Origin of the sequence: Aquimarina sp. AD10, from assembly GCF_003443715.1 — a bacterium.
GTDB lineage: Bacteria > Bacteroidota > Bacteroidia > Flavobacteriales > Flavobacteriaceae > Aquimarina > Aquimarina aggregata.
Genome location: NZ_CP031965.1, coordinates 3,857,135 through 3,868,811 on the forward strand (window position 1 = coordinate 3,857,135; position 11,677 = coordinate 3,868,811).

General features: G+C 33.3%; 12 protein-coding genes. 1 reads left to right on the forward strand and 11 read right to left on the reverse strand.

The window, feature by feature from the left end; all coding sequences use genetic code 11:
- Window positions 1-17 precede the first annotated feature (17 nt).
- The 11 genes from atpA to D1816_RS16065 all read right to left on the reverse strand — a co-directional run bounded on the left by atpA (window position 18) and on the right by D1816_RS16065 (window position 10,391).
- Window positions 18-1,598 (reverse strand): F0F1 ATP synthase subunit alpha, encoded by a 1,581-nt coding sequence (gene atpA / locus D1816_RS16015; RefSeq protein WP_066312251.1) that lies wholly within the window; start codon window positions 1,596-1,598, stop codon window positions 18-20.
- Between the two features lie 74 nt (window positions 1,599-1,672).
- Window positions 1,673-2,200 (reverse strand): ATP synthase F1 subunit delta, encoded by a 528-nt coding sequence (atpH, locus tag D1816_RS16020; RefSeq protein ID WP_066312253.1) that lies wholly within the window; start codon window positions 2,198-2,200, stop codon window positions 1,673-1,675.
- A 7-nt stretch (window positions 2,201-2,207) separates the two neighbouring features.
- Window positions 2,208-2,708, reverse strand: coding sequence for a F0F1 ATP synthase subunit B (locus D1816_RS16025; protein WP_066312255.1), 501 nt, complete (start codon window positions 2,706-2,708; stop codon window positions 2,208-2,210).
- 97 nt (window positions 2,709-2,805) lie between these two features.
- Window positions 2,806-2,997 carry an ATP synthase F0 subunit C gene (atpE, locus tag D1816_RS16030; RefSeq protein ID WP_066312258.1) on the reverse strand — a complete coding sequence of 64 codons (192 nt, stop codon included), beginning with the start codon at window positions 2,995-2,997 and terminating at the stop codon, window positions 2,806-2,808.
- Between the two features lie 36 nt (window positions 2,998-3,033).
- On the reverse strand, window positions 3,034-4,101 hold the full coding sequence (gene atpB, locus D1816_RS16035; RefSeq protein ID WP_118504116.1) for a F0F1 ATP synthase subunit A: 1,068 nt from the start codon (window positions 4,099-4,101) through the stop codon (window positions 3,034-3,036).
- Between the two features lie 101 nt (window positions 4,102-4,202).
- Window positions 4,203-4,628, reverse strand: a complete 426-nt coding sequence (locus D1816_RS16040) for a DUF6168 family protein (protein WP_118504118.1) — start codon at window positions 4,626-4,628, stop codon at window positions 4,203-4,205.
- Window positions 4,629-4,659: 31 nt separating this feature from the next.
- Entirely contained in the window at window positions 4,660-4,824 is a 165-nt protein-coding gene (locus D1816_RS16045; RefSeq protein ID WP_118504120.1) for an AtpZ/AtpI family protein, read from the reverse strand.
- A 34-nt stretch (window positions 4,825-4,858) separates the two neighbouring features.
- Window positions 4,859-5,302, reverse strand: coding sequence for a polymer-forming cytoskeletal protein (locus D1816_RS16050; RefSeq protein ID WP_066312266.1), 444 nt, complete (start codon window positions 5,300-5,302; stop codon window positions 4,859-4,861).
- A gap of 23 nt (window positions 5,303-5,325) precedes the next feature.
- Window positions 5,326-7,959, reverse strand: coding sequence for a hypothetical protein (locus D1816_RS16055; RefSeq protein WP_233565202.1), 2,634 nt, complete (start codon window positions 7,957-7,959; stop codon window positions 5,326-5,328).
- A gap of 258 nt (window positions 7,960-8,217) precedes the next feature.
- Window positions 8,218-8,913 carry an ABC transporter ATP-binding protein gene (locus D1816_RS16060; protein WP_066312269.1) on the reverse strand — a complete coding sequence of 232 codons (696 nt, stop codon included), beginning with the start codon at window positions 8,911-8,913 and terminating at the stop codon, window positions 8,218-8,220.
- A gap of 5 nt (window positions 8,914-8,918) precedes the next feature.
- Window positions 8,919-10,391, reverse strand: coding sequence for a DUF5687 family protein (locus tag D1816_RS16065; RefSeq protein ID WP_118504122.1), 1,473 nt, complete (start codon window positions 10,389-10,391; stop codon window positions 8,919-8,921).
- Between the two features lie 230 nt (window positions 10,392-10,621).
- On the opposite strand from D1816_RS16065, the gene D1816_RS16070 reads away from it, so the two are divergent.
- Window positions 10,622-11,674: a ferredoxin--NADP reductase gene (locus D1816_RS16070; RefSeq protein ID WP_118504124.1), complete on the forward strand. Its 1,053-nt coding sequence runs from the start codon at window positions 10,622-10,624 to the stop codon at window positions 11,672-11,674.
- Window positions 11,675-11,677 lie beyond the last annotated feature (3 nt).

An 11,677-nucleotide genomic window follows, 5' to 3' on the forward strand; every position in this document is an offset into this window, starting at 1 on the left:
AGAATTATGAATTTTTATTAAGCTTTATATTTAGCTGAAATCTCCTTACAAGCTGATAATAACACATCTGTTACCTCATCTGTTAATTTTCCAGCTTTTAAAGTATCTAGTGTATCTCTATGCTTAGCATTAAGGTACTCGATAAAATCACCTTCAAATTCTTTGATCTTATTTACAGGAACATCTCTTAATAAGTTCTTAGATCCTGCATAAATAATTGCGATCTGATCTTCTACAGTGTATGGATCATTTTGCGCTTGCTTTAAGATCTCAACATTACGCTTACCTTTTTCAATTACATTCAAGGTAGCTGCATCAAGGTCAGAACCAAACTTAGCAAAAGCTTCTAGTTCACGAAACTGTGCTTGATCCAGTTTTAGCGTACCCGCAACTTTCTTCATTGATTTTATCTGTGCAGATCCTCCAACACGCGATACCGAGATACCTACGTTAATTGCTGGACGTACACCAGAGTTAAATAAATCAGAAGTTAAGAATATCTGACCATCGGTAATCGAAATTACATTGGTTGGGATATATGCAGATACATCACCAGCTTGTGTTTCGATAATTGGTAATGCTGTTAATGATCCACCACCTTTTACTTTATCTTTTAAAGTATCTGGTAAGTCATTCATATCTTTTGCGATACTATCATCAGCAATCACTTTTGCAGCACGCTCTAATAATCTTGAGTGAAGGTAGAAAACATCTCCAGGATACGCCTCACGTCCTGGTGGACGACGTAATAATAAAGATACCTCACGGTATGCTACAGCTTGCTTAGATAAATCATCATAAATGATTAATGCTGGACGACCTGTATCACGGAAATATTCTCCGATCGCAGCTCCTGCAAACGGTGCATATACTTGCATTGGTGCAGGATCAGAAGCGTTTGCTGCTACTATCGTAGTATATGCCATTGCTCCTTTATCTTCTAAAACCTTAGCAATAAGTGCTACTGTAGATGCTTTTTGCCCTATAGCAACATATATACAATATACTGGCTCACCAGCATCATAAAATTCTTTTTGATTAAGAATCGTATCAATACAAACTGTTGTTTTACCTGTTTGACGGTCACCGATTACCAACTCACGTTGTCCTCTACCGATAGGTACCATTGCATCGATTGATTTGATCCCTGTTTGAAGAGGTTCTGTTACCGGCTGACGGAAAACTACACCAGGAGCCTTACGCTCTAATGGCATTTCAAAAGTTTCACCTTCAATAGGTCCTTTACCATCGATAGGGTTACCTAAAGTATCCACTACACGACCAACGATTCCTTCTCCTACATTGATAGATGCAATACGTTGTGTACGTTTTACTGTTGCACCCTCTTTAATTTCTGTTGAAGAACCTAAAAGTACTACCCCAACATTATCTTCTTCAAGGTTAAGTACAATACCCTCTAAACCAGATTCAAATTCAACTAACTCCCCGTATTGAGCGTTAGACAATCCGTAAACTCTGGCGATACCATCACCTACTTGTAATACAGTACCTACCTCTTCTAATGAAGCTGTTGCCTCAAATCCAGATAATTGTTGTTTTAATATTGCTGAAACTTCAGCAGGATTCACTTCTGCCATTTTATAATAGTTTGTAAGAACAAGTATTAACTACTCTTTCTCTTATTATTAAATTTATATAATTGGTGTAATTATTAATTACTCAACTCTCTTTTTAAATTCGTAAGCTTATTAGCTATACTAGCGTTGTATTGTAAATCTCCTACTCTAAGAATAAATCCACCGATAATACTTTCATCGATTACATTCTCTATAGTAGCCTCATTACCTGTTAACTCTTTTACTTTTGCTTGTACTTTTGCACTTAATCCTTTATCTAAAGGGATGGCCGTAGTCACTGTAGCTACCTGAGTGTTATTTGACTTATCTAATAAAACAATATACTGTTTTGCAACATCACCTAACAGATCAACTCTTTTATTTTCAATCAAAACATCAAAAAGGTTTTGCGTAAGTTCTCCAGTACTTTTAAATATCTCTTTTAAAGAAGCTAGTTTAATTTCACTTTTTATAAGAGGGCTATTTAATACCATTTTGAGCTCTGCGCTATCACTAACGGTAGTGATAATACTTTGCATATCCTTCTGAACATCTTCAGTAGTTTTTTTGTCCTGAGCCAAACTCAAAACTGCTTTAGCATAACGTATTGCTGCTCTACTCATGTTATGATTAGTTTAAAGTAACATCTCCTAACATAGACTCGACTAATTCTAATTGCTTGTCTTTGTTATCTAATTCTTTTCTTACTACTTTCTCTGCAATTTCTACAGAAATTCCAGCTACTTGACTTTTTAGGTCAGCAATCGCAGCTTTCTTTTCGCTTTCGATAGTAGCCTGTGCTTGTGCAACGATTTTATCAGCTTCTGTTTGCGCTTCAGCTTTTGCATCAGCGATTATATTTTCTTTAAGCTGCTTTGCTTCTTTAAGCATACCATCACGTTCTGCTCTTGCTTCATTTAAGATGCGCTCATTATCAGCTTGAAGGTTTTGCATTTCTTTTCTTGCAGACTCTGCAGACTCTAATGCATTTTTAATTCCTTCTTCTCTGTTGTTTACAGCTTCTAAGATAGGTTTCCAAGCAAATTTTCTTAATAATAAAAGTAATCCTACAAAAAGTAGTATCTGCCAGAAAAAAAGACCGAATGAAAAATCGTTTATTAACTTATCCATAATTAATTTATGTTATTTTCTTTATGGTTTAATCTTTAAAAATCTAAAACAACAACTGTAACCAACCGTTACAGTTGTTATCATTTGTAATAATGAATTAAGATGCGAATAACGCAGCAAATCCAATACCTTCAATAAGAGCGGCTGCAATAAGCATAGCTGTTTGGATTTTACCAGAAGCTTCTGGTTGACGTGCGATAGCTTCCATCGCTTGTCCACCAATTCTACCGATACCAACTCCAGCACCTATAACAATTAAACCTGCTCCAACAATTCTTGGGATATCCATGATTATATAATTAAAAATTAAACTTCAAATTAACTATTAATGATGTGCCTCTTCATTTGCCATACCAAAGTATAGTGCAGACAACATCGTAAATATATATGCTTGTAATGCAGCTACCAATAATTCTAATATTGATAACGCAAATGCTAAACCAAATGATAATGGACTACCAATCCAACTTTTGAAAATAAATATTAACCCAACAATACTCATAAGTACAACGTGACCTGCAGTCATGTTGGCATACAAACGAATCATTAATGAAAATGGCTTAATGAAAATCCCTAGTAATTCAATCGGCGCCAAAACTATCTTCATAAATGTAGGTACACCAGGCATCCAGAAAATATGACCCCAGTAATTTTTATTCGCTGTAAAGTTTGTGATTAAAAAAGTAAGCAATGCCAAACCTAAAGTAACAGCTATGTTACCTGTAACATTAACTGCCAAAGGAGTCATTCCTAATAGATTTAACAACCAAATAAAGAAGAATGTTGTAAGCAAAAAGCTCATATACTTCTTATATTTTTTCTCTCCGATATTTGGGATTGCAATATCATCCCTAACAAAAAGCACTAAAGGCTCTAAGAAACGACCTACCCCTGTAGGGATCCCATTATTTTTCTTGTATGATTTAGCTAAACGACTAAACATAAAAAACATTAGTAAGCCAATTAGTAACATACTTACTACATTTTTAGTAATCGAAAAGTCTAATGGCTTTGCATTTTTTGCATGATGATGGTCATCATAATTAATGGTACCTGCTGCATCTGTTTTGTAGATTTTAGAATGGTACAATTTGTAGAAGTTACCATCTACTTCGGCAACAGTTTCGCCATGATGAAATTTTGAAGAAGAAAACACCTTTACCCCATTATCCCAAAGAATTACTGGCAAAGGAAAACCATAATGTTTATTTGCTTCTTTATCAGAAAATAATGTAAAATCGTGAGAGTCTTGAAGGTGATGATCTATAAATTCTTTGATCTCAGTTTTTAAATCTCCATTACCTTCTTTTTCAGATTCTTTTGCGGATAAATTTGCAGTGGTAAAAACCAAAGCAAATATCAATAAAATTCTAACTACAGTACGGTTTTGCATTTTCACGGAAAATTTCGGTTCCTAAATTTCGGTGCAAATGTACATAATTATGTTATAATCTTAAACTATATTTAACTAAATAAGTTTGATATTATTAGTTATTATTTAATTTGTTGATTATCAGCGTATTGTGTATTCTTCAGGATTTTGGAAATATAATAGACTTCTAAGACTACTGAAATCACATACGGAATAAAAAAATCCAGAAAGATCGTTTTATCAATTTCTACTCCTCCCATTTTTGTAATAGCTGCAAAAATCCCAAGCTTAATAAGACTTCCTGCCATAAAAATAAAACCTATTTGGTCTTTAAACTTTTTTCTAAACACAATGATTATAAGAAAAAGCACAACTGTAAAGGCTCCATTAAAAAGATAAGACAGATCTAATATATAGGTATTACTATGAAACGAGAAGTATTGTATAGTTTGGCTATGTATAAAATAACCTACTACTAAAATTCCTATAAATAGTATTAAAAAGCGGGATAAACTCTGAAGTGTTTTACTATCAAAAACGTTGTTCATGTTTCAAAAAAAATACGGGATTAAAGTCGATTTATTTTTTAGAATTATTAATTCTATCGAGTTGTTTAATCACCAAATATAATGAAGCAGCAACCCCAAATAGCACTAACCCCATAGTAAACCATTTTTTTTCTAATTGGTAATATGAATCGAGTTTTTTTCCAGCATAGGCGCACAGAAAAATTGTAGCTCCCATTTGGAATGCTATTCCTGTTAAGGCTATGTACTTTTTAAGCTGATTTTCCTTGCCCTTGTGGTTGTCCTGGTTGTCCTGTTTTTTCACCTGGTTTGCTCAAAGATTTTACACCACCTTTCATAGAACATGATGCATTAAAGTTTGCTCCTGGCTCTACAGCTAACTTACCTACGGTAACTTCGCCTTCTATATGTGCTGTTGGTTTTAAAGATAGTGTGTTTGCAACATTAAGAGTTCCTGAAAATTTACCTTCAAAATCTGCATCTGAACATTCTAACGTTCCTTTTATAAACCCTGAGGATCCTACTACTACTTTTCCTGTAGTTTTAAATGTACCCTCAATGGTGCCTTCTATTCTAAAACCTCCTTCAGAAACAATATCACCTACGATTTTTGTTCCTTCTGAAATTTTGTTTTGATTACGAGAAAAGTCAGTCATATTGCCGTGATCTCTTCCTTTTTTATTGTCTGAAAACATATTCTTAAGGGGGATTAAGTTAATTACTCGGTTTCTTCTGTTTGTGGTTGTTTGTTATATCCTTCAAGATTTTTATGAATCTGAAGTATGCGATAATTAGGAGATGCCACCGTAAAATATTCAGCTTCTACCTTTTTATAATATTTTTTTCTTCTATTCCATTTAGTTAAATCAACACCTCTACTATCTTCGGTTTTTCCTAAACTTAGTAATTCTCCTAGACCTTCAGCTCCTAATCTATCTCTTCTAGTATGTACAACTAAAAATTGTTGATCTTTAGTATATGCATCTAAAGAAACTTTCATTTTATCATATCGAAGTTCTTTGATAATATTCTCTAAATGTTCTTTTAATGCAAGAGCTTGCTCGTTTTCTGCGGTAGAAAAAGTGTACATTAATTTGTGGTTCTTTTCTTCATCTACACCTTCTACAAATACATTATTTTCTATTTGGGGTATTGTTACTTGATAGATTATTTGTGCCTGCTTACCTTCTGGGCTCTGAGGATAATTTAATGCAACATAATTTAAAGCTTCCTTATATGCTTCAAACCCTCTATATCTTCCTATAGCTTGCGCTTTCAATAATTCAAATTTTGGCAAAAATTCATCTTCACCACCATATTTTGTAATTAACTCATCGCTTTTACTAATTACTAGGGCATACTTTTGATCTCTAAAGTCTTTATACAATCTATTATACACAGCATTAGGACTACTACTATCATCTTGTAGTTCCTCTTCAGGATTCAGCAAAATCTTTGCATATCTAGAATCGCTATGATTTGTAATGATGTTATTTTTAAACTCATCGGCCTTGCTAGTATTACCTTGTAATTGGTAAATCTTGTATAGATTATATTTTGCAGGAATAATCAAACGCTGTTCTGGATCATTTTGTAGTAAATCTTCTAATTTACTTGTTGCCAATCCATATTCTTGGAACTTTTCTTTATAGATTACTCCTAATTGATAATATGCAAAATTAAACTCTGTCTTTAAGCTATCTAACACATTTTGGTCTGTAGGGATTTGTGCTATATATGTCTGCGGATCAAACGCTGGATCACTTTCTATAGAATATTCTTCTTTTCTCTCTTGATCGATATCTGCCACTGCGGCTGGATTAGTAATACTTGAAACTCTCCAGTTATCTTGTAATTCTCGATTTCCAAAAGTTCTTTTAAAAGCCGTTTTACCGTAAGCTACTACAGTTTGATTGTAAAAATAAAATTTAGCTCCTTTACTTGTTTCTTTACCTCTTCTAGCCCCAGTTCCGTTTTGATTAAAACGTTGCTCTGTTGGTAATTGGTTTTTAATCTTAGCAATCTCTTCTGCTTTTTCTGCAGCGATTGCTTCTGCTTTCAAGGCTTCGGTAAATTCTGAGTAGTACGCTATTCTTTCATCTGGTGACATTGCTGCTACAGTAAGAATACTATCGTTTGTTTTTGCAATACCTTCATACAAAATAACGTCATCTAGGTTAACGCGTTTTTTCTTTAATACTCGATATCGTTTAGAATCGACAATCATACGTTGTAATGTACTGTCATAATATGCTCCAGAAATAGCATACTCCTTATTATCAAAATTAATATTACCTAGCGTATAATAATTTATGGATTCTAAATATTTGTCTTCAGAATTTGTACGCAGTGATTTATTATAATATTCTACCGCTAAATCCATTGAATCTAACGTTTTAAAATAAACTGCTTTTTGATTGTAGATTCTGTCTAAAAAAGGCCTGTTTTCTCGATTTTCTTCAAGATCTGTTAATAGTTCTAAAAACTCTTCTTTATTACCGCTATCATAATCAAAGTTTCGGGATTTAGCCATATGCGCATTGATCAAATATCTTCTAGGTGTTCTTCTGTTAAGATCTATTACTTGATCAAATGCCCAATTTGCACTATCCTTATGTCCTAATTCATTTAATAACTGTCCTTTTATATATAAATAACGACCTTTTTCTTCAAAATTTTTGGTATGAATCGCTGCTTTATTAATAAATGTTACGGCAGAGTCTTTTTGTTTTAAATTAATATATGCTTGCGCCATCATTGATACAGCATCTGCATAATCTTGAGGTTTCATATATTCTTGCTCGATCATCCTAGTAAGATCTTCAATAGCCTTCTCGTTGTTATCTAAACGAAGATTTGCCTTGGCTCTCCATACTTTAGCATGATTGATTGTGTTACTTGTAGGGTATTTATATAGAATATAATTAAAGGCCTCTAGTGCAGGAATAAAACGTTGTTCAAAGTATCTTGATTTTCCTAGAAGTAAGAATGCTTCATCGATTTTAGGGTTACGTTCCCTGTCATCGATCAACATACTATGTTTTTGAATTGCTTTTACCGCTTTTTCTTCTGCCTTGTCAAAATTTTGGTTTAAAACTTCGCTTGGTAATCGAACATCTTCACTAACGATCATTCTTTCTATCGGCAGTACTTCCCAAAAATTATCCTTGTACGTATCAACAATATCTTGTCGACCTAGATCATAGGCTATCCGGCCATTATAAAGTGTGTTGTTCTTTGTTGTAACATCATGCCAAGCACGATTTACAAATTTGTCTTTTTTACGAGAACAAGCAAGTGCAACGATTGCTAAAAGCAATACCAACGTGATTTGTGATATTTTTTTCCCCAAAGCCAGATAATTTATATAGTGTGATAACTAAAAAACAAGTTTTTTAGTGTATTTGACCCACAAAAATATTGTGTGAAACGTAAAAATACATTTCTTTCGTTAAAAAACAGGTTGTTAACATCTTTTTCTAAGTTTAAATATGATTTTTATTACGCTTTTTAAAGTTGTTAACAACAACGTCATCACAAAGAATTTCTTTGTTTCCTATTATTTATTACTGGTTCTAAGAAAATATTTAAATTCTAAAACGGTAATATATTACTTATTAAAATGTGCTTCAAGTTCTTTTAGTGTTTGCTCTGAGGTAGTAATATCTTTCACTACTTCACCTTTATCCAAAACGACTATACGTTCGCAAACCTCAGTAACATGCATCAAATCATGACTAGATACCAGCACAGTGACCTCTGGGTTAGCGGCCAAGTCTTTTATGATCTTTTTTAATCGTATTTGTGTCGTTGGATCTAAGTTAGCAAAGGGTTCATCAAGAATAATCACCTCTGGGGTACCAATCAAGGCAGCGATAATCCCTACCTTTTTTTGATTTCCTTTAGAAAGGTCTCTCAAGTACTTTTTTTGTCCTAAAATTTCTCCGTGAAAAAAATCCTCAAAATCTGATAACAAACCATCAACATCTGCCTTGTTTTGCCCTCTTAATTCTCCTATAAAATAAAAGTATTCCTCTGCTGTTAAATATCCTATCAAAAAAGTTTCATCAATAAATGCAGCAGTAATAGATTTCCAGTCTTCACTCTTGCTCACATTAAATCCGTTATTTTCTATATGCCCTGTACTTGGGTTAATAAGATCTAAAAGTGCACTAAACAAGGTTGTTTTACCCGCACCATTATTGCCCACAAGTCCAAAGCTATTTCCTTTTTGTATTTCTAGGTGCTCTATATTTAGAACTGTATTTCCTGTGTATGTTTTTGTAAGATTATGTACTGTTATCATTATGCTTAGTTTTTTTGTTTATAGGCCGCTATGGTCTTGTACTTTTCTGATCTATAGATTCTTTCGATTTTATTAAAAACTGCATCCTTAAATGCAAATCCTGCCACGCCGGCAATAGCTACCAGAGCATATCCGGCATAGGGACTATATGCATAATATCCAATAGCATAAAGGATCATAGGCAATGCCATTTTAGGTAAGGATAATAATAGTGTTTTGGTATTAAATGCTTGTTTATCGCCAAATGCCTTCTTGTTACTTGTAAGGTCTATCGGCGTTTTAACATAGGCTCCTGCCCATAATACCACATGAGAATTAACTCCAATATTGTACAACGCTGCTACCAATATTGCCAGATACACATCCCACCCAAAATATAAATATCCTGAGGCTAAAATTGTAGATATCAAGGTTGCAATTACCATTAACCACCATTTAGAAGATAGATATTCTTTGTATCTAATATTTTGACTCATCATTAACGGGTAGTATGAGCTATCCCAACTGGGAACAAATTGTCCAAAACTGAGCAAAAAGCCTCCTGTCACAAAAATTGCCGCAAAGATTTGCCACACTGGACCTTTGTACGTTTCTACGGCACCTGTAAAAAACAGCAATCCATAAAACAAAAACAAAACACTAACCAGGACTGTAGATCTTGCTCTTTTGTTTCTCTTAATAAGCTTAATATCATTTTTAAGAAATGTTGCTGTTTTACCAAATCGATCCAACCAATCCAGATTCTCTGTTTTTATAGTTTTTGCCTTTGTAGCCAAACCGGCATCTAAATACAAATCTTTTACAAAAGATCTGAAAGAAACCCATAGCAATCCAACAGTAATTACAATCGGTATTGCTACAAAAAATGAAGTATCGTATAAGCCTTGAAAAAATGGTGCGGTATACGTAGTTATATTAAAATAGTCATAGTAGTGCAATCCCCCAAGTACTATCATTATCCCACCTATAATAAAAATAAGGTTGTCTTTTTTATTAAGAATAATATTTAGAAAGTTATTACCATAAATCAACGCTATTAAACCTAAGTTCCACAACAGTACATTTATGACTGGATATTCGTTACTAATCAATACTATAGAAAACGGTATAAAAAAGAAGGCATGAATTACATTAAAAAACGAAAACACTGTTTTTCCAAATGCAAAAGAAACAATCTTATTTTTTTGAAAAGGCAGTAATAGAAGTGGTTTTATATTAATCACCGGCATTTTTTGAAGCGCATATCTAAACACTAAATCAAAAACCAACCAGTATATTAAAAATTTATTTATAGTTTCTAATGGCTCTAAATGAAGCTTTTCTTTAATTAATTTAAAGATAGCGGCACCACCAACTGCAGACATAAAAGCAATCCATAATGCCCAGAATCCCATAAAAAGCTTCATGAAAAGTCCAGAGGTTAAAGATGCAGATCTCCAAAAGGATTTCCATTGTAAAACGATAAAATGCTTGAACATAGTAGAAGGTATTTATACTATTTAGTAATCAAAAGTGAAGTTTTGTTACAAAATAGATTCAGATAAATTTTTCTTAAACGCCTTTTGCTGTTCGCGCATTTACTATTTTTGCAACAAAAAGTAGAACATTCTATATGTTGAATTAATTTCAAAGAAAGTATAGAATACATTAACCTTCTAGTTCAAGAAATTTATACGATAATCAGAATTAGAATTTCATTAATAATTGCATGTCAGATTTTCATAAACTTACCATAAACAAGATTACAAGAGAAACCTCAAAAGCGGTTTCAATAACATTCGAAGTACCATCAAACCTAAAGAATATTTTTTCTTTTTCTGCAGGACAGTATATCACTATTAAGACTGAAATAGCAGGAAAAGAAATCCGTAGAGCTTACTCTATCTGTAGTACTCCTAATAGCGGAGTTCTTAAGGTTGCTGTAAAAGAAATCCCTAATGGTACTTTTTCTTCTATTGCTAATAACCAATTAAAAGAAGGAGATACCCTAGAAGTACACATTCCAGAGGGTAATTTTTTATTAAACACTTCTCCTGAGGCGAATAAAACTTATGCGGCATTTGCTGCAGGAAGTGGTATTACTCCTGTAATGAGTATGATCAAGGCTGTACTTGAAGAAGAGGAAAATAGTCGTTTTGTTTTAGTTTATGGAAACCAAAATCCAGAAGAAACGATCTTTCTTAATGAACTCTCTAATTTACAAACGAGCTATCCCGATCGCTTCTTTTTAGAGATGGTCTATAGTAGAACCCGAGAAGAAAACGCTCATTTTGGTAGAATCGAAAAGTCTACGATAAACTATGTTATAAAGAATAAATACAAAGATATTTCTTTTTCTGATTTCTATTTATGTGGCCCAGAAGAAATGATCAACACAGTTACCGAAATTTTGATTGAAAACAATATTCAAAAAGACCATATCCATTTTGAATTATTTACCAGTAGTACAGAAACTGTTGAAATTGACGCCGATCTCGACGGAAAAACTCAAATTACTATTTTGGTAGATGATGAGGAGTTTAATTTTGTTATGGATCAGAAAAAAACAATTCTTGATGCTGCTTTGGATGAAGATATAGATGCCCCTTATTCTTGTCAAGGTGGTGTGTGTAGTTCTTGTATATGTAAAGTTACTGCGGGTAGTGCGGTAATGGAAAAAAACAGCATTCTAACCGATGGTGAGATTGCCGAAGGACTAATCTTAGCTTGCCAAGCACATCCTACAAGTGCATCGCTTAAAATTGATTTTGACGACGTATAATTG